Raw genomic sequence first — 22,094 nt, 5'->3', positions numbered from 1 at the left:
CCAGTTCGGATTGATCACACTTCCAGAATCTGGGACGTGTAGTCTCGCGCGGTGGATGTCGTACGCGCTGAGCTGTTCGACCGGTTGGAGCGTTTCTACGACGCGGTGCCCCGCGACGGCGCCCGCACCGAAGAGTACGGCGCGCTGGTGCTCTTCGTCCGGGACGGCGCCGGCTGGCCGTTCTACGCCCGCCCCCGGCTCGACGCCACGGAGCCGCCGTCGCTGGCCGACGTCACCGCCGTCCGGGCCCGCCAGCGGGGGCTCGGACTGCCCGAGGCGTTCGAATGGGTGCACGAGGTAACCCCCGACCTGCTCGCCGTCGCCCGCTCGGCGGGGCTGACCGTGCTGGAGGCGCCGCTGATGGTGCTCGACCCGGCCGACCCGCCGGACCCGGCGACGCTCGGCGACGTATCGGTGCGGGTCCTCGACCCGGCCTCCCCCGGGTTCGCCGCGGATGTGGCGATCCGGCGGGCCGTCGCGGCGGTCGGCTTCTCCAACGGCGGCACCGCGCGGGGGGAGGCCGGACCGGCGGAACGGGACGCGGCGGTGGCCAGCCTGGACGTGGCCGCGCTCGACGAGGAGGCCGTCCGGGTCGCGGACGGCCGGCGGATCTCGGTGCTCGCGGAGGCCGCCGAGCAGGGGGCGCTGGCCAGCGGGATGGCGATGCGGGTCGGCGACGTCGCGGAGATCGCCGGGGTGGCCACCCTGCCGGTCGCCCGCCGCCGCGGCCTCGGCGCCGCGGTCACCGCCGCCCTGGCCCGTGAGCTGCGCGCTGCCGGCACCGACCTGATCTTCCTCTCCGCGGGCAGCGAGGAGATCGCACGGGTCTACCTGAAGGTCGGCTTCCGCCGGGTCGGCACCGCCTGCATCGCCGAACCGGCGGCCCTCATCGGCTGACCGAGCGCCCACCGTTCCTGGCGGGAGCCGCCGGCCTCAGGCTGGGGGGTGCCACTGGGCGGCGGCGGTGGCGGCGGTGTTGCGCAGCCGCGGGCTGATCGTGCCGAGGGCGGCGTCGCGGGCGCGCAGCGCCAGCCGACCCCGGGTCTGCAGCACCGCCGACATCCGGCGGGTCTGCCGGACCATGGTCGCCGCGCGGGGCCGGCGCAGCCGGTCGTACGACGCGACCGCGTCGGGCAGCCGGGACTCACGCAGCAGCGAGGCGAGGGTCGCCGCGTCCTCGAAGGCGAGGCAGGCGCCCTGCCCGAGGTGCGGCGGCATGGCGTGCGCGGCGTCGCCGAGCAGCACCACCCCGCCCGGGCCGGCCGGGAAGCCGTACGCCCGGGGCAGCGGACGCAGCTCGCGGATCTCCTGCTGGACCAGGTCGGCCGGGTCGGTCGCGTCGAGCAGCTCGGCGATCGGCGCGGGCCAGCCGGCGTACCAGCGCTTGAGCAGGGCGAGCTGGGTCTCCGCCGGCTCGGGGCGGGGCGCGCCGGCGGCGGTGGCCACCCAGTAGATGCCGCCCCGACTGGAGCCCCCGGCGGTGCCCCGCTCGCCGAGGGAGGCGGCCACGAAGCGGTAACCGGCCCCCAGCGTCTCCCCGCACACGGGCTGGTCGGCGGGAAGCTTCGGCGCCCGGTACCAGGGGATCACCGCCCGCCAGGCGGCGCAGCCGGAGCTGACCACCCCCGACTCCGGGGCGAGCTGGCGGCGGATCTCGCTGTCGGTGCCGTCGGCGGCGACCACCAGGTCCGCCTCGACGGTGTGCCGGCCGTCGCCGACCGCCGGACGCTCGCCGGGGGCCGTGCGAACGGTCCGGACGGCCACCCCGGTCCGCAGCTCCACCCGGTCACCGAGGCCCGCGATCAGCGTGTCGTGCAGGTCCTCCCGGTGCACCACCACCGGCATCCGCTCGGCCGGCGTCGGACGGGGCTGCACCAGCCAGTGCCCGTCCGGGCGGCGGACGCCGCCGTCGGCCAGCGGCGTGGCGATCGCGTCCAGGCCGGCGCCGAGGCCCAGGGCGCGCAGCGCGCGTACCCCGTTGGGCCAGAGCACGAGGGCGGTCGATTCCGGACGGACCCGGTCGGCCCGTTCGAGGAGGGTGACCCGCCACCCGGACCGGGCCAGCGCGCCGGCCACCGCCAGCCCGCCGAGCCCGGCGCCGACCACCACCGCGGTACGCATCGCTGTTCCGCTCAGCTGTCCCGGTCGGCGGGGCGGGCGCCGGCCGCGCCGGCCCGGTCGTCCGGCTCGGCCCGGTCGTCCGGCTCGGCCCGGTCGTCCGGCTCGGCCCGGTCGTCCGGCTCGGCCCGGTCGTCCGGCTCCGCGCGGTCGTCGGACTCGGCGCGGTCGTCGGGGTCCGCGACCGCCGTGCCGTCGACCTCGGTCTCGTCCTCGGGCGTGGTCTCCGTCGGCTCGTCCGGCACCGCGCCGGTCTCCTGGTACGCGCGGAACTGCTCCTCGCTGACCACCCGGTAGCCCTCCGGCGCGACCGCCCGCGGCCCGGCCTCCCGGGCGGAGAGGTCGACCTGCGACACGTCGCCGCCGGATGGCGGGACCGGAGTCGCCGGCGTGCCGACCGGGATGAGGTACTCCCGCGGCCCGCGGACCCGGAGGAAGTAGATCAGCGCGCCGAGGAAGACCAGCGCCGCGGTCCAGACGTTGAGCCGCAGGCCGAGGATGTGGTTCGCCTCGTCGGTACGCATCAGCTCGATCCAGAACCGGCCCGCCGTGTAGCCCATCACGTAGAGCGCGAAAGCCCGGCCCTTCCCCAGCCGCAGCTTCCGGTCGAGGACGAGGACCAGCGCGGCGACGCCGATGTTCCAGAGCGCCTCGTAGAGGAAGGTCGGGTGGTAGAGCCCCGGCTGGAGGATCGGGTTGCCGGCGTCGTCACGCAGCGCGTGCCCGGGATTGTCCGGGTCCATCACGTGCACCTCGAGCCCCCACGGCAGGGACGTGCGCCCGCCGTACAGCTCGTTGTTGAACCAGTTGCCGAACCGGCCCACGGCCTGGGCCAGCGGCAGGCCCGGCGCCAGCGCGTCGGCGACCACCGCGAACGGGATGCCGAGCTGCCGGGCGGCGATCCAGGCACCGAGCGCGCCACCGGCGACGGCGCCCCAGATGCCGAGACCGCCCTCCCAGATCGCGAACGCCTTGAGCGGCTGCCCGTCGGCGCCGAAGTACTTCTCCGGCGAGGTGATCACGTGGTAGATCCGGGCACCGATGATGCCCGTCGGCACCGCCCAGACGGCGATGTCGAGCACCGCGCCCGGGGCCACGCCGCGCTGGCGCAGCCGGCGTTCGGTGACCACGCAGGCCACCACGATGCCGAGGATGATGCAGAGGGCGTACGCCCGGAGCGGGACCGGTCCGAGCTGCCAGACGGCGGTGCTGGGGCTGGGCAGGGCCGCCAGGGGGGTCATCGGGGCGTGGGTCACGGGTGCACACGCTACCGGTGCGGACCGGCTCCGCGGCACCCCGGTCCGGCCGGCTTCGCCGGCCGGCTGACTTCTGGTTTGCACGGTCGTAGGCTCTTTGTCCATGAGCGGGCTCACCTGGGCGGTCGCGGCGGTCGTCAGCGACGACGCCGGTCGGGTGCTGCTCTGCCGGCAGGGCCGGGGCGAGCGACGCTGGGCACTGCCCGGCGGCCGGCTGCGCCGGGACGAGAGTCCGGCCGCGGCGGTGCTCCGCGACATCCGCGCGGAGACCGGCTGGGAGATCCGGGTCGTCGACCTGGTGGGCCTCTACCGGCTCAGCGACCGGGGCGCTGTTCCGCCCACCGCGGGCCGGTGCGGACCGCTGCCGGACGTGCTGGTGCACGTCTTCCGCGCCCGGGTGACCGGCGCGGCGCCCGCGGCCGACCCGGTGGGCGGCTGCCACCTGGGCTGGCACGCCCCGGCCGAGCTGCCGGACGCCGTCACCCCGATCACCCGCGCCGCCGTTACCGACGCGCTGGCCGGCCGGTCGGGGGTGCTGCGGGACGCCGGGCGGGAGCCGGCGCGGCCAGCGGCTGCCCTGTCCCTCGGGGAGACCCGCGGAGGGCCCAGCGGGCACGGCCCGGGCGGCGAGCCCGTCGCGCCCGGGCAACGGGCCGAGCCGGGCGACACCCCGGCCGCCCGACGCTGAACCGTCGCCGCCGTCCGCGCCGGCGGAGCTGAGTCACCTGCGACATCAGCTTCGTAGCGTCCGTCAGCGAATACCGCACTCGGGGCGCGGCGAGACGAAGCGGGGCCTGCCACCGGACCGACCGGGGGCGACGCGCCCGGCCGGCCCGTCGGAGGTCAGCGGACCGGAGTGCGGACGCCCTCGGCGAGCTCGGCGCTGAGCGTACGCAGCGCGGCCAGGCCGGCGACCTGGTCCGGCGCGTCGAGCAGGCAGCGGACCAGCGCGCTGCCCACGATGACGCCGTCGGCGTACCCGGCGACCGTGCCGGCCTGCGCGCCGGTGCCCACGCCCAGCCCCACGCCGACCGGCAGGTCGGTGACCTCGCGCAGCCGGGAGACCAGGATCGGCGCGGCGTCGGAGGTCTGCGCGCGGGCGCCGGTGACGCCCATGATCGCGGTGGCGTAGACGAAGCCCCGGCAGTGCCCCACGGTCATCTCCAGCCGAGCGTCCGTGGAGGACGGGGAGACCAGGAACGTCCGGTCCAGGCCGTGCGCGTCGGAGGCGGCCAGCCATTCGGCTGCCTCGTCCGGGATCAGGTCCGGGGTGATCAGGCCGGTGCCGCCGGCGGCGGCGAGGTCGCGGGCGAAGGCGTCCACGCCGTACTGCTCGATCGGGTTCCAGTAGGTCATGGTGACCACCGGGGCGCCGGTGGCCGCGACCGCCTCGACGATGCGCAGCGTGTCCGCGGTGCGGACGCCGCCGGCCAGGGCGATGTCGCTGGCCTTCTGGATCACCGGGCCGTCCATCACCGGGTCGGAGTAGGGGATCTCCATCTCGATGACGTCCACGCCCGCCTCGACCATCGCGGTCATCGCGGCGATGCTGCCCTCGACGGTCGGGAACCCGGCCGGCATGCAGCCGACCAGCACCGCCCGCCCGTCGGCGCGGGCCTTGTCGAAGGCCACCCCGATCTTGCTCATGCGGGTCACTCCTTGTCGAGGATGCCGAAGTACTCGCCGGCGGTGTGCACGTCCTTGTCGCCCCGCCCGGAGAGGTTGACCACGATGACCGGCTCCCGGCCCAGCTCGGCGGCGAGCGTCGGGGCGATCTTCAGCGCGCCGGCGAGCGCGTGCGAACTCTCGATCGCCGGGATGATCCCCTCGGTCCGGCAGAGCAGCTCGAACGCGGCCATCGCCTCGGTGTCGGTCACCGGCGCGTACGTGGCCCGGCCGCTGTCGTGCAACCAGGCGTGCTCCGGGCCGACACCCGGGTAGTCCAGCCCCGCCGAGATGGAGTGCGACTCGATGGTCTGGCCGTCTTCGTTCTGCAGCACGTACGTGCGGGTCCCGTGCAGCACGCCGGAGCTGCCGCCGGTGATGCTGGCCGCGTGCCGGCCGGTCTCCACGCCCTCGCCGCCGGCCTCGAAGCCGTACAGCCGGACCTCGGTGTCGGGCACGAACGCGTGGAAGATGCCGAGCGCGTTGGAACCGCCGCCGACGCAGGCCGCGACCGCGTCCGGCAGCGCGCCCGTCAGGTCCAGGCACTGCTGGCGGGCCTCCTCGCCGATGCCCCGCACGAAGTCCCGGACCATCTCCGGGAACGGGTGGGGGCCGGCGGCGGTGCCGATCAGGTAGTGGGTGTCGTCGACGTTGGCGACCCAGTCCCGCATCGCCTCGTTCATCGCGTCCTTCAGGGTCCGCGAGCCGGTGGTGACCGGGACGACGGTGGCGCCGAGCATCCGCATCCGGGCCACGTTGAGTGCCTGCCGCCGGGTGTCGACCTCGCCCATGTAGACCACGCAGTCGAGGTCGAACAGGGCGGCGGCGGTGGCGGTGGCCACGCCGTGCTGGCCGGCACCGGTCTCGGCGATCACCCGCTTCTTGCCCATCCGCTTGGTGAGCAGGGCCTGGCCGAGCACGTTGCGCACCTTGTGCGCGCCGGTGTGGTTGAGGTCCTCGCGCTTGAGCAGGATCCGGGCGCCCGCCTTCGCGGAGAACCGCTCGGCGGAGTAGAGCAGCGACGGGGTGCCGGCGTAGTCGCGCAGCAGGGAGTCGAACTGGGCGAGGAACGCCTCGTCGGTCATCGCCTTGCGGTACGCCGCGTCCAGCTCGTCGAGGGCCGCGACCAGCGCCTCCGGAACGAACCGGCCGCCGAATCGACCGAAGTGACCGGCGGCGTCGGGGACCTGACCGGCCGGGGCGGACGCGTTGGCGCTCATCGCGATGTCCTCTCGCTGCTGACTCTCCCCGGCGCGGGTCAGCGCACCGGGCGGGGCGTGGCCGGGTGGTTGCCGGCGTTGACCAGCTCGGCGACCGCCTCGCGGGGGCTCTTCTGGGTGACCAGGCCCTCGCCGACCAGGACCGCGTCGGCGCCCGCCGAGGCGTACCGGATGAGGTCGTGCGGGCCGCGCACGCCGGACTCCGCGATCTTGACGACGCGGCTGGGCAGGCCGGGCGCGATCCGCTCGAACACCGAGCGGTCGACCTCCAGGGTACGCAGGTCACGGGCGTTGACCCCGATCACCTGCGCGCCGGCCTCCAGGGCCCGGTCGGCCTCCTCCTCGGTGTGCACCTCGACCAGCGCCGTCATCCCGAGCGACTCGATCCGCTCCAGCAGACCGACGAGCGCGTTCTGCTCCAGCGCCGCGACGATCAGCAGCACCAGGTCGGCGCCGTGGGCCCGGGCCTCGTGCACCTGGTAGCTGGAGACCACGAAGTCCTTGCGGAGCACCGGGATGTTCACCGCGGCCCGCACGGCGGCCAGGTCGTCGAGCGACCCGCCGAACCAGCGGCCCTCGGTCAGCACGCTGATCGCCCGGGCGCCGCCGGCGGCGTAGTCGCCGGCCAGGTCGGCCGGGTCGGCGATCTCCGCCAGCCGGCCCTTGGACGGCGACGAGCGCTTCACCTCGGCGATCACGGCCACCCCGGGCCGGCGCAGGGCCGCGTACGCGTCCAGCGGCTGCGGCGCGGCGGCGGCCAGTTCGCGGATCCGCTCCAGCGGAACCTGCTCCTGCCGTCGCGCCACGTCCTCGCGGACGCCGGCCAGGATCTCGTCGAGCACGCCTACGGACGCCGCCGGACCGGCCTCGTCCCCCTCCGCGTGCGCATGCTCAGCAGTCACCAACGGACTCCCCTCTCCGGGTGTCATGGGCCGATGCTAGGGGGCGCCACCGGGCCACAAGTGCCGGGGGGTATGGCGCTCCTCACGAAATGGGCTGTGGCATGATGGCCGACTTCAGGTGAACGGCATGTCACGCAGTGCCACCGCACCCATCGACCGGCGACGCCTCCGCCCGTCGACCCGCGTCGACCGCCCCATAGATCGCCGCCCATGCTCCATCTCACCACGGCCGGCACCGAGGCGCAGGACGACGATGTCGGTCGATGCTGTGAGCAAGCTCAAGGACGAACGGCCCTACCCAGGTCATCCCGGCGAAGGCACAGTTGACCTGGCCTTCACGGCGGCGAAACGTGAGCGGCGCAGCATGTCCCTCGGGCAGACTCGATGAGGCGTCCGCCAACCGTCGCCAACGATCTCGTGCGGGGTGACCATGAGCACCAACGGACCGAACCAGACCATCGGACTGACCACCATCTCCCGGACCGTCGCCTCCCTCGCCGTCGGCGTGGTGCACACCCTCGAACGGGCCATGGTCGGCGACGGCCGGATGCGGACCGCGCGCGGCAACGCCTGGGAGGCGGTCTGCGCCGACCGGGCCCGCGCGGAACAGCGCCGGGAGCTGGACCGCCTGGTCGCCGAGTTGGCCGCCGCCCGGGCCGCCGTGCGGGACCGCCGCGAGGAGCGGGACCCGCAGCCGGTCAGCTGACCGTCGGGTCCTCACCCCGGTCGAGCGCGTCCCAGGCGTCCCGGGTGCCCCGCCCGACCGCCGGGCCGTCCGTCGTCGGCTGCTCCGCCGCGCGGACCGGTCGCTCGTACCGTGCCCCCATCGCCGGCCAGTCGCCACCGCGCAGCGCGGTGACCAGACCGCCGGCCGCGGCGATCAGGCCACCGACCAGGCAGAGCGCCGGCCACTGCCGGCTGACCCCGCCGTCGAAATTGGCCGTCAGGCCGTACCCGCCGCCGGCCGTCACGGCCAGGCCGAGCAGGGTCAGCAGCCCGCCCAGCAGGCGCCGGACCCGGCCCCGGGTGGCCAGCACCGCGCCACCACCGGCCAACGCGACCAGCGCCAGCGCGGAGAGCCAGGGCAGCAGCTCCGCGCCGGTGCGGGCGTGCCGGGACGGCGGCAGCGACCCGCGGGCGGTCAGCTCGACCGACCAGGTCCGGGTCGCCGCCCAGCAGGCCAGGCCCGCCCCGACCAGGCAGAGCAGCACCGCGTACGTCAGCTCGCGGCGCCGCCGCGCGATCGGCGCGGCGGTCTCCGGACCGGCCGCCGACGGGTCGGTGGCGGCGCTCATCGGGCGGCCCGCAGGGTCTCGGCGGCGGCGATCGCGGCTAGCACCGCGGCCGCCTTGTTCCGGGTCTCCTGGTCCTCGGCGGCGGGATCGGAATCGGCCACCACGCCCGCCCCGGCCTGCACGTACGCCCGCCCCTCGCGGATCAGCGCGGTGCGGATGGCGATCGCCATGTCCAGGTCACCACCGAAGCCGAAGTAGCCGACCGTGCCGCCGTAGAGGCCCCGCCGGACCGGCTCCAGCTCCTCGATGATCTCCATGGCCCGCACCTTCGGCGCGCCGGAGAGGGTGCCGGCCGGGAAGGTCGCGGCCAGCGCGTCGAACGCCGTGCGGTCCGCCCGAAGCTCCCCCACCACGGTGGAGACGATGTGCATGACGTGGCTGTACCGCTCGATGGTGGCGAACTCCGGCACCTCCACGGTCCCGGGCCGGCAGACCCGGCCCAGGTCGTTGCGGCCCAGGTCGACCAGCATCACGTGCTCGGCGCGTTCCTTCGGGTCGGCGAGCAGCTCGGCGGCGAGCCGGGCGTCGGCCTCCGGGCTGCCGCCCCGCGGCCGGGTGCCGGCGATCGGGTGCAGCAGCGCCCGCCGCCGGCCGTCCGCGCCGGTGCTGACCTTCAGGTGCGCCTCCGGTGAGGAGCCGACGATGTCGAAGCCGTCGAAGCGCAGCAGGTACATGTACGGACTGGGATTGGTGGTGCGCAGCACCCGGTAGACGTCGAGCGGGTCGGCGTGCGTCTCCCGCTCGAAGCGCTGGGCGAGCACGATCTGGAAGCACTCGCCGGCCCGGATCGCCTCCTTCGCCGCCTCCACCGCCTTCGGGTACCCACCGTCGGGGGTACGGCTGACCACCTCGCCGGCGGGCGGCCGGTCGACGGTCGAGATCATGGGCGGAATCGGTCGGGACAGCGCGGTGGTCATCGCGTCGAGCCGCCCCACCGCGTGGTGGTACGCCGCCGCGACCAGGACCGCCCGGTCCGGCGCGTCCGGCGGCGGCAGGATCGCGTTGGCGACCAGGATCGCCGAGCCGTCGTAGTGGTCGAGCACCACCAGGTCGGTGGCGAGCATCATGCCCAGCTCGGGCACGCCGAGGTCGTCCTCGGTCAGCTCGGGCAGCCGTTCGAAGCGGCGGACCAGGTCGTACCCGAGGTAGCCCACCATGCCGCCGGTCAGCGGCGGCATGCCGCTGGCCGGGTCCCAGGCGGGCCCGCCGAGGGCGGCGACGGTCTCCCGCAGCACCCGGACCGGATCGCCGTCGACGGGCAGGCCGGCCGGCGGCTCGCCGGTCCAGACCGCGGCGCCGTCCCGTTCGGTCAGGGTGGCGCTGCTGCGGACGCCGATGAAGGAGTAGCGGGACCAGGCCATCCCGGCCGAGCCGACGCCCTGCTCGGCCGACTCCAGCAGGAAGGTGCCGGGGCCGCCGGCGAGCTTGCGGTAGACCCCGACCGGGGTCTCCGCGTCGGCGAGCAGCCGTCGGGTGACCGGGACGACCCGCCAGCGGGCCGCCAGGTCGGTGAAGGTGGCCTGGTCGGGGCTCACCGTGCCGTCGGTCATGGGGTCACTCCCTCGCCGGTGACCGGCAGTTCAGTGAAGAAGCACGTCCGGTGCCCGGTGTGGCAGGCGGCGCCAACCTGGTCCACGCTGACCAGCAGCGCGTCGCCGTCGCAGTCCAGGGCGACCGAGCGGACGTACTGATGGTTGCCCGAGGTGGCGCCCTTCACCCAGTACTCCTGCCGGCTGCGCGACCAGTAGGTGGCCCGGCCGGTGGTCAGGGTGCGGTGCAGCGCCTCATCGTCCATCCAGGCGACCATCAACACCTCGCCCGTGTCGTGCTGGCGCACCACCGCGGCCACCAGGCCGTCGGCGGTGCGGCGCAACCGGGCGGCGATGGCCGGATCGAGCCGGGACGGCCGGACCGGGCCGGCGGCCGCGGGTTCGCCGGAGGTGGCGGGAGCGCCGGTCGACGGCGCGTCAGTGGCGGGCACAGTGAGTCATTGTCCCGCACGCGGCGCCGGGACCGCCGCGGTGTCCCGATCGCCGGGCACGGAGCGCGCGCCGGCCCGGGTCAGCTGGGCCAGGTAGCGGTCCAGCCGGCCGGCGGCAATGACCGATGCCGGACCTCGTATCCGATCCGGGGGTTAGTGCCCGACGAATCTCATCGCTGTCTCGGGATACCTTTCGCCAGCGACCGCGCCGGGCGGCACGGCCTCGCTGAGCCGGGACAGCTGCGCGGCGCTGAACTCGAGGTCGGCGGCCGCGGCGTTCTCCTCGAGGTAGCGGACCCGCTTGGTGCCGGGGATGGGCAGCACGTCCTCGCCTTGGGCCAGCAGCCAGGCCAGCGCCACCTGGGCGGGCGTACGCCCCAGCTCGGCGGCGACCGCCCGGACCTCGTCAACCAGCTTCAGGTTGGCGTCGAGGTTGCCCTCGGCAAACCGGGGCACCCCGGCCCGCCAGTCGTCCGCGGCAAGCTGCTCACGGCTGGTGATCGCCCCGGTCAGCAGCCCCCGCCCGACCGGCGAGTACGCCACCAGGGACACGCCCAGCTCCCGGCAGGTGTCCAGCATCTCCGCCTCGACGTCCCGGCTGAACAGCGAGTACTCCATCTGCACTGCGGCCACCGGGTGGACGGCGTGCGCCGCCCGCAGGGTCGCCGGGCTGACCTCGGAGAGCCCGATCAGGCGTACCTTGCCGGCCGACACCAGCTCGGCCATCGCCCCGACGGTCTCCTCGATGGGGGTGTCGGGGTTGCGCCGGTGCAGGTAGTACAGGTCGATGGTCTCCACCCCGAGCCGGCCCAGCGAGGCGTCGCAGGCCTCCCGGGTCCAGGCGGCGCTGCTGTCCACGAAGGCGCCCGGGGTGCCGGTGCCGCCGAAGCTGTCGCCGGTGGTCCGGTTGCCGAACTTGGTGGCCAGGAAGACCTCGTCCCGGCGGGCCCGCACCACCGGGGCGAGCAGCCGCTCGTTCGCGCCCCGGCCGTACATGTCGGCGGTGTCCAGGTGGTTGACGCCGAGGTCGAGCGCCCGGTGCAGGGTGCGCGTCGACTCGGCGTCGTCGCCCGCGCCGTACGCGAAGCTCATCCCCATACAGCCCAGGCCGATCGCCGAGACCTCCGGCCCGGTCGCGCCCACTCGTCGCCGGATCATGCGCCCTCCTCCTCGGCTCTGCGATACGCGTCGATCTTGTAGTCGAGCACCTTCAGGTCCTCCTCCAGTTCGGCCATCCGGGCCAGCACCCGGGCCCGGTGCGCCTCGAAGAGCGCCCGCCGGGCGCCGAGCGTCCGGTCGCCCTGTCGGGCCAGCTCGGCGTAGCGGCGCATGTCCCGGACCGGCATCCCGGTCCGACGCAGCCGGGTGAGCAGGAACAACCAGTTGACGTCGGTCTCGGTGTAGCGCCGCCGGCCGGCGGAGTCCCGTCCGACCGGGGCGACCAGCCCCTCCTGCTCGTACCAGCGCAGTGTGTAGGTGGTCAGGCCGACCCGTTCCGCCGCCTCACCGACGGTGAGGCTCATCTCGCGCGTGCTGATGTCCACGCCCCAAGGCTTCCAGTTGGAGCGCACTCGAAGTCAACCGTTGCGCGTCGGCCGTTAACTCATCTACTGTTGAGTTCAACAGATGATGAGTTTTGGGGAGGTGGGGCGATGGACGACGCGATCGCGGTCCGCGACCTGGTCGTCGACCGCGGCCGACGGCGGGTGCTGCAGGGCATCAGCTGCACGGTGCCGCGCGGCACGGTGACCGGGCTGCTCGGTCCGAGCGGCAGTGGGAAGACCACCCTGATGCGGGCGATCGTCGGGGTGCAGACGGTCAGCTCGGGCACGGTCACGGTGCTCGGCCGTCCGGCCGGGGCGCCCGAGCTGCGCAGCCGGATCGGCTACCTGACCCAGGCGCCGAGCGTCTACGCCGACCTGACGGTGCGGGAGAACGCCCGGTACTTCGCCGCCCTGCACGGCCGCGACCACGCCCGCGCCGACCGCGCGGTCGCCGACGTCGGGCTGGCCGAGGCGGCCACCCAGCTCGTCGGCACCCTCTCCGGCGGCCAGCGCAGCCGCGCGTCCCTGGCCTGCGCCCTGGTCGGCGACCCTGAGCTGGTCATCCTCGACGAGCCGACCGTCGGCCAGGACCCGGTGCTCCGCGCGGACCTGTGGGCCCGGTTCCACGAGATGGCCGCGGCCGGGACGACCCTGCTGGTGTCGAGCCACGTGATGGACGAGGCGGCCCGGTGCGACCGGCTGCTGCTCATTCGGGAGGGGCGGCTGGTCGCCGACGACACCCCGGACGCGGTCCGGGCCACCACCGGCGTCAACGACCTCGAGGAGGCGTTCCTGCGACTGATCAGGGCGAGCGAGGCGGGCCGGAGCGGCCACGCCGGACAGGAGGCGTCGTGAGCGCGAGGAGTGAGCCGGGCCTGCGAGCCCCGCAGTCGCGAACCGAGGAGGCGTCGTGAGCGTACGGATCCTGGCCGCGACCACCGGGCGCATCCTGCGCCAGCTGCGGCACGACAAGCGCACCGTCGCCCTGCTCGTGGTGGTGCCCAACGTGCTGCTCACGCTGGTCTACTTCATGTACGTCGACCAGCCCACCCCACCGGGACAGCCCACGGTCTTCGACCGGGTGGCGCTGATCATGCTCGGCTTCTTCCCGTTCATCATCATGTTCCTGGTGACCAGCATCGCCATGCTGCGAGAGCGGACCACCGGCACCCTGGAACGGCTGCTCACCACCCCGCTGGGTAAGATCGACCTGCTCTTCGGCTACGGCATCGCGTTCGGGCTTGCCGGCGCGGTCCAGGCCGCCATCGCCTCGGTGGTGACGTACTGGGTGTTCGACCTGGACACCGCAGGCAGCGTCTGGCTGGTCGTCATGATCGCAGCGATCAACGCCGTGCTGGCCGTGGCGCTCGGGCTGTTCTGCAGCGCCTTCGCCCGCACCGAGTTTCAGGCCATGCAGTTCATGCCGATCGTGGTGGCTCCCCAGCTGCTGCTCTGCGGGCTCTTCGTGCCACGGGGCGAGATGGCCGGCTGGCTGCAGGCGATCAGCGACGTGCTGCCGCTGTCGTACGCCGTCGAGGCGCTGCAGGAGGTGGGCGCGAACGCCGAACCGACCGGCACGATGTGGCGGGACGCGGCGATCGTCGCCGGCGCGACCGTGCTGGCGCTGGTGCTCGCCGCGGCCACCCTCCGGCGGCGCAGCGACTGACGGCTGTCCCGGTCCGGTCCGACCGTGGTCGGACCGGACCGGGACCCGATGACGTGACAAGTGACGAGCGAAGGGCAGCGATGGCGCGGCGGACGGGACGGCGACCCGGCAACCCGGACACCCGGGAGGCGATCCTCGGTGCGGCCCGCGCCGCCTTCGCCGAGCGGGGCTTCGACGGCGCGTCCATCCGGGCCATCGCCGCCGCCGCACAGGTGGATCCGGCCCTGGTGCACCACTACTTCGGCAGCAAGGACCAGCTCTTCCTGGCCGCCATGAACGCCCCGGTCGACCCCCGGGAGCTGCTGCCGAAGGTGCTCGCCGGTGACCGCGACGGCATCGGCGAGCGGCTGGTGCGGATGTTCCTCGGGGTGTGGGACTCGCCGGCCGGCACCGCCGGAGTGGCCCTGCTGCGCTCCGCGGTGAGCAACGAGTGGACTGCCCGGCTGCTGCGGGAGTTCCTGGTGACCCAGGTGCTGCGCCGGGTGCTCGACCAGCTCGACGTCGACCCGGCCGAGCTGCCGCTGCGCGGGTCGCTGGTGGCCAGCCAGCTGATCGGGCTGGCCATGATGCGGCACGTGGTCCGGCTGGAGCCGGTCGCGTCCGCCGCCCCGGAGACGCTGGTCGCCGCGGTCGGCCCGACCGTCCAGCGCTACCTGACCGGCGACCTGCCGGTCTGATGGGGTGGCTTACCACCGGGACAGTCACCATCCGACCGCCGCAGGTTGAAGATCAAGCTAGCGGGTCGTAGCGAACTTTGAATTCCCCGAGCATGCGCACGTTCACTACATCGCGTTGCCGGTCGTGTGCGACGAGCAGCTGGTGGTGGAGTTCTACTCCCGCTGACCGCTGCGGTCAGCGGGTCTGCTCCAGCCAGGAGGCGTAGAGCAGCCCGTAGACCGACTCGGGATCCCTGACCAGCTCGTCGTGCGGGCCGCGCTGCACGATGCGGCCCCGGTCCACCACGATCACCTCGTCGGCGGCCTGCGCGGTGGAGAGCCGGTGGGCGATGGCGAGGGTGGTCCGGCCCCGGGTGACCGCGTCCAGGGTGCGCTGGAGGCGTACCTCGGTGGCCGGGTCGACCGCGCTGGTCGCCTCGTCCAGCACCAGCATGTCGGGGTCGGCGACGTACGCCCGGGCGAGCGCGACGAGCTGCCGTTCCCCCACGCTCAGCGCCTCGCCGCGCTCGCCGACCGGGGTGTCCAGTCCCGCCGGCAGCCCGTCCAGCCAGTCGGCCAGGCCGAGCTCGGTGAAGGCGACGGTGAGCTGCTCGTCGGTCAGCTCGGGCCGGGCGAAGCGGACGTTCTCCCCGACGGTGGCGTCGAAGAGGAAGCCGTCCTGCGGCACCATCACCACCCGGGAACGCAGCGAGTCGAACCGGACCTGCCGCAGCGGCACCCCGGAGAGCAGCACCTCGCCGGCGGTCGGGTCCATCAGCCGAGTGAGCAGCTTGGCGAAGGTGGTCTTGCCGCTGCCGGTCTCGCCGACGACCGCCACCCGGCTCTTCGCCGGGATCTCCAGCCGGACGTCGTGCAGCACCGGCGGGCCGCCCGGGTAGGCGAAGGTCACCCCGGCGAAGCGGATGTCCAGCGGGCCGGGCGGCAGCTCCCGCCCCTGCGCGCCAGGGTCGGCCACGTCCGGGGCGACGTCCAGCACGTCCAGCACCCGGCGCCAGCCGGCGATCGCGTTCTGCGCCTCGTTGAGCACCTCGGTGGCGATCTGCACGGGCTGGATGAAGAGCGTCACCAGGAACAGGAACGCGGTCAGCTGACCGATCGACAGGGTGCGGTCGACGCCCAGGGTGACCCCGACGACGACCACGCCGGCCAGCGCCAGGCCGGCCGCCAGCTCCCCCACCGAGCTGCCCACGATGCTGATCCGAATGGCCCGCTGCTGGGCCTGCCGCTGCCCGTCGATCGCCGCGTCCAGCCGCCGGGCCGTCCGCCCCGCGATGCCGTACGCCCGGATCACCGGCGCGCCCACCACGCTCTCCGCGATGGCGCCCAGCAGCGTGCCCGTCCGCTGGCGGACCAGGCCGTACGCCCCGGCGAGGCGACGCTGGAGCAGCCGGATCACCAGCACCGCCGGCGCGAACGCGGCCAGCACCACCAGGGTGAGCTGCCAGGAGTACGCCAGCATGACGATCGTGGTGACCACCAGCTGACCGAGGTTGACGATCAGGATCACGCCGCCCCACTGCAGGAACGTGGTGATCTGGTCGACGTCGCTGGTCACCCGGGACACCAGCGAGCCCCGCCGCTCCGACTGCTGGTGCAGCATGGACAGGTCGTGCACGTGCCGGAACGCCCGGGTCCGCACCCCGGCCAGGGCGGTCTCGCTGACCGTGAAGAGCCGCCGCATCATGAGGTAGCCGCAGGTGGTGGTGACCACCAGCACCGCCGCGGTGACCGCGACCACCCGCCACACCACGCCGAGGTCCAGGCCGCCGACGATGCCGTGGTCGATGCCGCGCTGGACGGCGACCGGGACGGCCACCCGCCCGATCATGTAGATCAGCGCCAGCGCCACGGTGCCGGCCAGCCCGGTCTTCAGCTCCGGGGAGAGCGCCAGCCCGCGCCGCAGCGTCCGCCAGGTCGACTCGGTGCTCTCCGTCGGCCGTTCGGCCTCAACAGTGGTGCTCACCGGTCAACCTCGACTTCCAGGCCGGAGGTCAACGGCGTGACCTCGTCGTACGTCCGGGTCTGCTCGCGGTCGTGCTCCGCCTGCTCGTACGCGGTGACCAGGTCGGCGTAGCCGGGGACGGTGGCCAGCAGCTCGGTGTGGGTGCCCCGGGCCAGGACCCGCCCCTGCTCCAGGTAGATCACCTCGTCGGCGAGGGCGATGGTGGCCCGCCGGTAGGCGACCACCAGGATCGACGCGGCGGCGCCCGAGCCGCCGGTCGGGGCGCGCAGGCCGGCCAGGATGGCCGCCTCGACCCGCGGGTCGACCGCGCTGGTGGCGTCGTCGAGCACCAGCAGCCGGGGCCGGCCGGCGAGCGCGCGGGCCAGGGTGAGCCGCTGCCGCTGGCCGCCGGAGAGTGAGGTGCCGCGCTCGCCGACCATGGTGTCCAGCCCGTCGGGCAGGGCGGCGACGAACCCGTCGGCCTCGGCCAGCCGCAGGGCGGCCCACACCTCGTCGTCGCCGATGCCGGGCCGGTCGAGGGCGATGTTGGCCCGGACCGTGTCGTCGAAGACGAACGGCACCTGGGCGACCAGGGCGACCGTCGAGGCGAGCGAGGCGGCGGTGAGGTCACGGACGTCGACGCCGTCCAGGGTGACCGCGCCGGCGCGCGGGTCGACCAGCCGGACCGCGAGGGACGCGATGGTCGACTTGCCGGCGCCGGTCGGCCCGACCAGGGCGACGGTCTTCCCGGCCGGCACGGCGAAGCTCACCTCGCCGAGCACCTCGGCGCCGGGCAGGTGCGCCTCGGCCGGCTCGTAGCCGAAGTGCACGTCGTGGAAGGCGAGCGTGGCCGGCGTCGGATCGGCCGGGTCGAGGACGGTGCCGCCGTACCGCATCTCGCCGGTGGCGTCGAGCACCCGGCGCACCCGGTCCCAGCCGGCGACGCTGCGCGGCAGCTCGGCCAGCACCCAGCCGATGGCCCGGACCGGGAAGGCCAGCACGGTGAAGAGGAAGGCGACGCTGACCAGCTCGGCGACGCTGATCGCGCCCTGCCGGAGCCGGACCGCGCCGACCACCAGCACGGCGAGGGTGCCGAGGCTGGGCAGGGTCTCCAGCATCGGGTCGAAGACGCCGCGGAGCCGGCCGACGGCGATCAGCGCGTCGCGCAGCTCGCCGGCCCGGGACGCGAAACGCCCGGTCTCCTGCGCCTCCCGGCCCATCGTCTTGACCACCAGGGCGCCGTCGAAGCTCTCGTGGGCGATGCCGCTGACCTCGGCGCGCAGCCGCTGGGCCCGGGCCTGCCGCGGCGCCATCCGCCGGGAGTAGACCACGTTGAGCGCGAAGAGGGCGGGGAAGACGGCGAGGCCGACCAGGGCGAGCGCCCAGTCGGTGAGGAAGAGCGAGACGACCGCGCCGACCAGCATGACCACGGTGCCCACCGCGAACGGCAACGGCGCGATCGGATACCAGGCCGCCTCCACATCGGAGTTGGCGTTGGAGAGCAGCGTGCCGGTGGCGTTGCGGTGGTGCCAGGACAGCGGCAGGTCCAGGTAGCGCCGGGTGACCCGGCGGCGGTAGGCGGCCTGGAGCCGGTACTGCATGTAGCCGGCGCCGAGCCGGCGGCCGAAGATGCCCACCACCCGCAGCACGCTGATCCCGAACAGGGACGCGGCGGCCAGGGCGAGCACCCCGGCGCCGACCGAGCCGCGGGCGATCGCCGGCACCACGACGTCGCCGACCACCCGGCCGACCACGAACGCGCTGGCGATCACCATGAGGCCGAAGAGCACGCTCCCGGTCACGGCGACCGCGAAGATCCGCGGCTGCTCCCGGATGGCCCGGCCGAGGACCCGCAGCCCCCTGCCGAGGACGTCCCGACTTGTCCCGCTCGCCACGCTCTCCCCCGCCGTAAGCCGCAATTATCTCCCTCATCCTTACCGGTCCGTGCCAGCTCCGCCGACCCGGACGGATATGTCCAGCGTCACTCCCCCGCTGGCGGCGCGCCAACCAGGGCGGGCCGGCGCCGCGGCGGGTCGGCGGCGGGCGCGGCGGCGCCGCGCCGCGCCGGGCGGGCCGAAACGCCGCGCCGACCCTACGATCGGTGCATGCCGCGGTACGCCCGATCGGAGCGCGAGGCGCTCGCCGACCTGCTGCTGGACCTGGGACCGGACGCGCCGACGATCAACGAGGGGTGGCGCACGCGGGATCTCGCCGCGCACCTGGTCGTCCGGGAGCGCCGGCCGGACGCCGCCGCGGGCATCCTGCTGCCGCCGCTGCGCCGGCACGGCGAGGCGGTCCGCCGGCGGGTCGCCGCCCGCCCGTACCCGGAGCTGGTGGCACGGGTACGCCGCCCGCCGGCGTGGAGCCCGCTGAGCAACCCGCTCACCGACGAGCTGGTCAACACGATGGAGTTCTTCATCCACCACGAGGACGTGCGGCGGGCCCGCCCGGGCTGGCTGCCCCGGGACCTGCCGGCCCGCCTGTCGGCGGTGCTCTGGAAGCGGACCGCCGTGCTGGCCCGGGTGGCGTTGCGCCGGTTCCCCGCCGACCTGCTCGTCCAAGCGCCCGGGTTCGGCGAGCTCACCGTCGGGCGGGGCGGGGAGCGGCTGCGGTTGGTGGGCGCGCCGGGAGAACTGGCCCTCTTCCTGTCCGGCCGGCAGCGGGTTTCCCGGGTGCAGATCGACGGGCCGGCCACCCCGGCCGACCGGCTGCGGACGGCCAGCCTGGGCTTCTGACCGAGGGCGCGGAATCGGTCGCGGGTCGAGGTGAACCAGCATCGACCCAGCGACCGGGGCCGATCGCTGCTCCCGTACGCTGCTGCCCGCCGCCCCGCCCAGGGGCCGCGGGCAGGGGGCACGGATGCGGAGCTTCGCCGTCTCGGCACTGCGCGAACCCCCCTTCGCGGCGCGCCGGCACGCCGCCGTCGAGCTGGTCGCCGGGGAGAGCGCCGGGTGGGCGCGTGACCTCGGCCTGGTGGCCACGGCGGCCGGGCTGCGCCGGCTGCGTGGGGCCGGTCCGGCGGAGCTGGCCGGCCGGGCCTGCCCGGACGCGCCGGTCGACCGGTTGCGGCTGCTGACCGACCTGATCTCCTGGCTGTTCGTGATGGACGACGCCTGCGACGAGGACGGCCTGGCCGCCAGCCCCACCCGGCTCGCGCCCACCGTGGCGGAGCTGCTGCAGGTGCTGGACGGGCAGGGTGATCCGGCGGCGCCACGGCCGGTGGCGGCCGGGCCGCTCGGTGTCGGGCTGGACGACCTCTGCCGGCGGGTCCGCGCCCTGCACCGGCCGACGTTCCTGCTGCGGCTGATCAGCCAGCTCCGGGAGTACCTGCTGGCGCTGCTCTGGGAGGCGGCGAACCGGGAGCACCGACGGGTGCCCGGGGTCGCCGAGTACGTGCAGATGCGCCGGCACACCGGCGGGGCCCGACCCAGCTTCACCCTCACCGACCTGGCGTACGGCGATCTGCCCGGCGCGGGCCGGTGGGCCGACCCGGCGCTGGCCGCGCTGGACGACCTCGCCGCGGACCTGGTCTGCTGGTGCAACGACCTGTTCTCCTACGGCAAGGAGTTGAGCAGCGCGCCGGACACGCACAACCTGGTCACCACGATCGCCGGGGAGACCGGGCAGGGCGAGGCGGCGGCGCTGCGGGCGGCGGCCGCCCGGTTCAACGAGGGCCTGGCCGCGTACGCCGAGCGGGAGGCCGCGCTGACGGATGCCGGGGACGCGTCGGTCCGGGCCGTCCTGGTGACCCGCCGGAACTGGATCCGGGCCACCTACGACTGGTCGCGCGCCGTCTCCCGGTACTCCTGATCCGGGCGTTCCACGTCCCGGGACGCCGGCCACTACCGGATGGAAGGGCTAGCCGCTGCCCCGGTGCAGGCAATACTCTTCGGTAACCGCAGAATGGCGTGACCCCCGTCACGTCTATCCACCCTCTGAAGGCGGCTACAGCGATGGCTCTCGATGTACCGTACCGTTCCATCCCCGACATGTTCCTCAAGCGCGTGGCGGCGACCCCCGACCGCCACGCCTTCGCCCATCCCGCTCCCGACGACTCGGGACCGGTCTGGCTGAGCTGGGAGCAGGTCGGTCGGCGCGCCAAGGCGGTCGCCGCCGGGCTGCACGGGCTCGGCGTCGGCCTGGAGGATCCGGTGGCGATCCTGGCCAACACCCGGCTGGACTGGGTGATCGCCGACTTCGGCATCATGTGCGCGGGCGGCGCGACCACCACCGTCTACCCGACCACCGAGCCCGAGGACGCGACCTACATCATCGCCGACTCCGGGTCCCGGGTGCTCTTCGCCGAGAACCCGGCCCAGGCCGCGAAGATCGCCGGCGCCGAGCTGCCGGCGCTGACCCACGTGGTGCTCTTCGACGGCGCGCCCGACCCGGCCGCCGCCGTCCCCCAGCTCACCCTGGCCGAGCTGGAGGAGCGGGGGGCGCGCGCCCTCGAGGCCGAGCCGGACCTGATCGACATGCTGGTCGCCGGCATCGGACCGGAGCACCTGGCCACCCTGATCTACACCTCCGGCACCACCGGCCGGCCCAAGGGCGTCGAGCTGCTGCACGGCGGTTGGTGCTGGGAGGGCGTGGCGCAGGCCGAGATGGGGCTGCTCCGCGACGACGACCTGCAGTACCTCTGGCTCCCGCTGTCCCACTCGTTCGGCAAGACTCTGCTCTGCGGCGCCACCCACGTCGGCCTGCCGACCTACGTGGACGGCCGGGTGGACAAGCTGGTCGACCTGCTCGCCGTGGTCAAGCCAACGCTGATGTGCGGCGCGCCCCGGGTCTTCGAGAAGGTCTACAACAAGGCGGTCACCACGGCCCAGGGCGCCGGCGGCGCGAAGGCGAAGATCTTCGCCTGGGGGGTGCGGACCGGCAAGGAGAAGGTCGCCCTGGAGCAGGCCGGCAAGCCGGTCCCGGCCGGGCTGAAGCTGAAGTACGCGCTGGCCGAGAAGCTGGTGTTCAGCAAGCTCCAGGCCCGACTCGGTGGCCGGATGCGGGTGCTGGTCTCCGGCGCGGCGCCGCTGAGCCCGGAGATCGCCACCTTCTTCGCCGCCGCCAACCTGCCCATCTCCGAGGGGTACGGCCTCACCGAGAGCAGCGCGGGCAACTTCGTGAACCCGCCGGAGGGGCTGCGGATCGGCAGCGTCGGCCAGGCGATGGGCGACCTGGAGTGCCGGATCGACACCGACGGCGAGATCCTGGTGCGCGGCAAGCCGGTGATGCGCGGCTACCACAACCTGCCCGAGGAGACCGCCGCGGCGTTCACCGAGGACGGCTTCTTCCGTACCGGGGACATCGGCAGCCTGGACGACGACGGCTACCTGCGGATCACCGACCGGAAGAAGGACCTGGTCAAGACCTCCGGCGGGAAGTACATCGCGCCGTCGCACATCGAGGGCATGTTCAAGGCGGTCTGCCCGTACACCTCCCAGGCCGTGGTGATCGGGCAGGCCCGCAACTACTGCACCATGCTGGTCACCCTCGACCCGGACGCGATCAAGGGTTGGGTGGCCGGCGGCCCGCTGGAGGGCAAGGAGTACGCGGAGATCGTCGCCTCCCCGGAGGCGCAGGCGATGGTCGACGGGTACGTGGCCGAGCTGAACGGCAAGCTCAACCGGTGGGAGACGATCAAGAAGGTGGCCATCCTCCCCCGCGACCTGACGATCGAGCACGGCGAGATCACCCCGTCGCTGAAGATCAAGCGCCGGGGCGTGGAGAGCAACTTCGCCGCCGAGATCGACAAGATGTACGCCGGGACGCTCGCCGAGCTCTGATCCACCCGTAGCGGCCGGCGGCCGTGCCCCTCCGTCCCGGGGCACGGC

General features: G+C 74.3%; 21 protein-coding genes. 9 read left to right on the top strand and 12 right to left on the bottom strand.

Going from position 1 to position 22,094, the window contains the following annotated elements; genetic code table 11:
* The first annotated feature begins 51 nt into the window (after positions 1-51).
* The gene (locus GA0070613_RS18370; protein WP_089013430.1) at positions 52-897 is read left to right on the top strand and encodes a GNAT family N-acetyltransferase; all 846 of its coding nucleotides are present in this window, start codon (positions 52-54) and stop codon (positions 895-897) included.
* A 36-nt stretch (positions 898-933) separates the two neighbouring features.
* Here the strand turns inward: GA0070613_RS18370 and GA0070613_RS18365 are convergent, their stop codons facing one another.
* Positions 934-2,121 carry an FAD-dependent oxidoreductase gene (locus tag GA0070613_RS18365; protein WP_089013429.1) on the bottom strand — a complete coding sequence of 396 codons (1,188 nt, stop codon included), beginning with the start codon at positions 2,119-2,121 and terminating at the stop codon, positions 934-936.
* An 11-nt stretch (positions 2,122-2,132) separates the two neighbouring features.
* A complete protein-coding gene (lgt, locus tag GA0070613_RS18360; RefSeq protein ID WP_089016033.1) occupies positions 2,133-3,359 on the bottom strand; it encodes a prolipoprotein diacylglyceryl transferase in 1,227 nt (408 codons plus the stop codon).
* A gap of 118 nt (positions 3,360-3,477) precedes the next feature.
* Here lgt and GA0070613_RS18355 point away from each other — a divergent pair, with 118 nt between their 5' ends.
* Positions 3,478-4,062 carry an NUDIX hydrolase gene (locus tag GA0070613_RS18355; protein WP_089013428.1) on the top strand — a complete coding sequence of 195 codons (585 nt, stop codon included), beginning with the start codon at positions 3,478-3,480 and terminating at the stop codon, positions 4,060-4,062.
* Positions 4,063-4,217: 155 nt separating this feature from the next.
* Here the strand turns inward: GA0070613_RS18355 and trpA are convergent, their stop codons facing one another.
* The 3 genes from trpA to trpC are packed head-to-tail and all read right to left on the bottom strand — an operon-like array spanning position 4,218 to position 7,101.
* Positions 4,218-5,021 (bottom strand): tryptophan synthase subunit alpha, encoded by an 804-nt coding sequence (trpA, locus tag GA0070613_RS18350; protein WP_089013427.1) that lies wholly within the window; start codon positions 5,019-5,021, stop codon positions 4,218-4,220.
* A gap of 5 nt (positions 5,022-5,026) precedes the next feature.
* The gene (trpB, locus tag GA0070613_RS18345) at positions 5,027-6,259 is read right to left on the bottom strand and encodes a tryptophan synthase subunit beta (RefSeq protein WP_089013426.1); all 1,233 of its coding nucleotides are present in this window, start codon (positions 6,257-6,259) and stop codon (positions 5,027-5,029) included.
* 38 nt (positions 6,260-6,297) lie between these two features.
* Positions 6,298-7,101, bottom strand: coding sequence for an indole-3-glycerol phosphate synthase TrpC (gene trpC / locus GA0070613_RS18340; protein ID WP_172876002.1), 804 nt, complete (start codon positions 7,099-7,101; stop codon positions 6,298-6,300).
* Positions 7,102-7,591: 490 nt separating this feature from the next.
* On the opposite strand from trpC, the gene GA0070613_RS18335 reads away from it, so the two are divergent.
* Positions 7,592-7,867 (top strand): hypothetical protein, encoded by a 276-nt coding sequence (locus GA0070613_RS18335; RefSeq protein ID WP_089013424.1) that lies wholly within the window; start codon positions 7,592-7,594, stop codon positions 7,865-7,867.
* On the opposite strand, the gene GA0070613_RS18330 is transcribed toward GA0070613_RS18335, so the two are convergent.
* From GA0070613_RS18330 to GA0070613_RS18310, 5 genes are all read right to left on the bottom strand, one after another.
* Positions 7,860-8,456 (bottom strand): Trp biosynthesis-associated membrane protein, encoded by a 597-nt coding sequence (locus GA0070613_RS18330; protein WP_089013423.1) that lies wholly within the window; start codon positions 8,454-8,456, stop codon positions 7,860-7,862. The two genes, GA0070613_RS18335 and GA0070613_RS18330, sit on opposite strands and share 8 nt — an antisense overlap.
* A complete protein-coding gene (locus GA0070613_RS18325) occupies positions 8,453-10,006 on the bottom strand; it encodes an anthranilate synthase component I (RefSeq protein WP_089013422.1) in 1,554 nt (517 codons plus the stop codon). The genes GA0070613_RS18330 and GA0070613_RS18325 overlap by 4 nt, the downstream gene beginning before the upstream one ends.
* Positions 10,003-10,437, bottom strand: coding sequence for a phosphoribosyl-AMP cyclohydrolase (gene hisI / locus GA0070613_RS18320; protein WP_089013421.1), 435 nt, complete (start codon positions 10,435-10,437; stop codon positions 10,003-10,005). The genes GA0070613_RS18325 and hisI overlap by 4 nt, the downstream gene beginning before the upstream one ends.
* Before the next feature lie 153 nt (positions 10,438-10,590).
* On the bottom strand, positions 10,591-11,595 hold the full coding sequence (locus GA0070613_RS18315; protein WP_089013420.1) for an aldo/keto reductase: 1,005 nt from the start codon (positions 11,593-11,595) through the stop codon (positions 10,591-10,593).
* Positions 11,592-11,981, bottom strand: a complete 390-nt coding sequence (locus GA0070613_RS18310) for a MerR family transcriptional regulator (protein WP_089013419.1) — start codon at positions 11,979-11,981, stop codon at positions 11,592-11,594. Before GA0070613_RS18310 ends, GA0070613_RS18315 begins: the two co-directional genes overlap by 4 nt.
* Before the next feature lie 108 nt (positions 11,982-12,089).
* Here GA0070613_RS18310 and GA0070613_RS18305 point away from each other — a divergent pair, with 108 nt between their 5' ends.
* From GA0070613_RS18305 to GA0070613_RS18295, 3 genes are all read left to right on the top strand, one after another.
* Positions 12,090-12,836: an ABC transporter ATP-binding protein gene (locus GA0070613_RS18305; RefSeq protein WP_089013418.1), complete on the top strand. Its 747-nt coding sequence runs from the start codon at positions 12,090-12,092 to the stop codon at positions 12,834-12,836.
* Positions 12,837-12,891: 55 nt separating this feature from the next.
* Positions 12,892-13,647, top strand: coding sequence for an ABC transporter permease (locus tag GA0070613_RS18300; protein ID WP_089013417.1), 756 nt, complete (start codon positions 12,892-12,894; stop codon positions 13,645-13,647).
* Between the two features lie 80 nt (positions 13,648-13,727).
* Complete coding sequence (locus GA0070613_RS18295; RefSeq protein WP_089013416.1) at positions 13,728-14,324, top strand: TetR/AcrR family transcriptional regulator; 597 nt, start codon at positions 13,728-13,730, stop codon at positions 14,322-14,324.
* A 175-nt stretch (positions 14,325-14,499) separates the two neighbouring features.
* Here GA0070613_RS18295 and GA0070613_RS18290 read toward each other — a convergent pair whose 3' ends face one another.
* Positions 14,500-16,287 carry an ABC transporter ATP-binding protein gene (locus tag GA0070613_RS18290; RefSeq protein WP_089013415.1) on the bottom strand — a complete coding sequence of 596 codons (1,788 nt, stop codon included), beginning with the start codon at positions 16,285-16,287 and terminating at the stop codon, positions 14,500-14,502.
* Entirely contained in the window at positions 16,284-18,161 is a 1,878-nt protein-coding gene (locus GA0070613_RS18285; RefSeq protein WP_089013414.1) for an ABC transporter ATP-binding protein, read from the bottom strand. The genes GA0070613_RS18290 and GA0070613_RS18285 overlap by 4 nt, the downstream gene beginning before the upstream one ends.
* A 210-nt stretch (positions 18,162-18,371) precedes the next feature.
* Between GA0070613_RS18285 and GA0070613_RS18280 the strand changes: the two genes are divergently transcribed.
* The 3 genes from GA0070613_RS18280 to GA0070613_RS18270 all read left to right on the top strand — a co-directional run bounded on the left by GA0070613_RS18280 (position 18,372) and on the right by GA0070613_RS18270 (position 22,046).
* The gene (locus GA0070613_RS18280) at positions 18,372-19,001 is read left to right on the top strand and encodes a TIGR03085 family metal-binding protein (RefSeq protein WP_089013413.1); all 630 of its coding nucleotides are present in this window, start codon (positions 18,372-18,374) and stop codon (positions 18,999-19,001) included.
* 124 nt (positions 19,002-19,125) lie between these two features.
* Complete coding sequence (locus GA0070613_RS18275; protein ID WP_089013412.1) at positions 19,126-20,076, top strand: terpene synthase family protein; 951 nt, start codon at positions 19,126-19,128, stop codon at positions 20,074-20,076.
* 143 nt (positions 20,077-20,219) lie between these two features.
* Positions 20,220-22,046 (top strand): AMP-dependent synthetase/ligase, encoded by a 1,827-nt coding sequence (locus GA0070613_RS18270; protein WP_089013411.1) that lies wholly within the window; start codon positions 20,220-20,222, stop codon positions 22,044-22,046.
* The last annotated feature ends 48 nt before the right edge of the window (positions 22,047-22,094 follow it).

This window comes from Micromonospora inositola, assembly GCF_900090285.1.
GTDB lineage: Bacteria > Actinomycetota > Actinomycetes > Mycobacteriales > Micromonosporaceae > Micromonospora > Micromonospora inositola.
The sequence above is the reverse complement of the archived record's forward strand: the minus strand, read 5'-3'. Positions and strand labels throughout refer to the sequence as shown.

Bases quoted from the DNA above. Each gene is read 5' to 3' on its own strand.
- GA0070613_RS18295 (WP_089013416.1), top strand. From the start codon at position 13,728: ATGGCGCGGCGGACGGGACGGCGACCCGGCAACCCGGACACCCGGGAG.
- GA0070613_RS18330 (WP_089013423.1), bottom strand. From the start codon at position 8,456: ATGAGCGCCGCCACCGACCCGTCGGCGGCCGGTCCGGAGACCGCCGCG.
- GA0070613_RS18275 (WP_089013412.1), top strand. From the start codon at position 19,126: ATGCGGAGCTTCGCCGTCTCGGCACTGCGCGAACCCCCCTTCGCGGCG.
- GA0070613_RS18365 (WP_089013429.1), bottom strand. From the start codon at position 2,121: ATGCGTACCGCGGTGGTGGTCGGCGCCGGGCTCGGCGGGCTGGCGGTG.
- GA0070613_RS18355 (WP_089013428.1), top strand. From the start codon at position 3,478: ATGAGCGGGCTCACCTGGGCGGTCGCGGCGGTCGTCAGCGACGACGCC.
- trpA (WP_089013427.1), bottom strand. From the start codon at position 5,021: ATGAGCAAGATCGGGGTGGCCTTCGACAAGGCCCGCGCCGACGGGCGG.
- GA0070613_RS18305 (WP_089013418.1), top strand. From the start codon at position 12,090: ATGGACGACGCGATCGCGGTCCGCGACCTGGTCGTCGACCGCGGCCGA.
- GA0070613_RS18315 (WP_089013420.1), bottom strand. From the start codon at position 11,595: ATGATCCGGCGACGAGTGGGCGCGACCGGGCCGGAGGTCTCGGCGATC.
- GA0070613_RS18325 (WP_089013422.1), bottom strand. From the start codon at position 10,006: ATGACCGACGGCACGGTGAGCCCCGACCAGGCCACCTTCACCGACCTG.
- lgt (WP_089016033.1), bottom strand. From the start codon at position 3,359: ATGACCCCCCTGGCGGCCCTGCCCAGCCCCAGCACCGCCGTCTGGCAG.
- trpB (WP_089013426.1), bottom strand. From the start codon at position 6,259: ATGAGCGCCAACGCGTCCGCCCCGGCCGGTCAGGTCCCCGACGCCGCC.
- GA0070613_RS18270 (WP_089013411.1), top strand. From the start codon at position 20,220: ATGGCTCTCGATGTACCGTACCGTTCCATCCCCGACATGTTCCTCAAG.
- GA0070613_RS18335 (WP_089013424.1), top strand. From the start codon at position 7,592: ATGAGCACCAACGGACCGAACCAGACCATCGGACTGACCACCATCTCC.
- GA0070613_RS18280 (WP_089013413.1), top strand. From the start codon at position 18,372: ATGCCGCGGTACGCCCGATCGGAGCGCGAGGCGCTCGCCGACCTGCTG.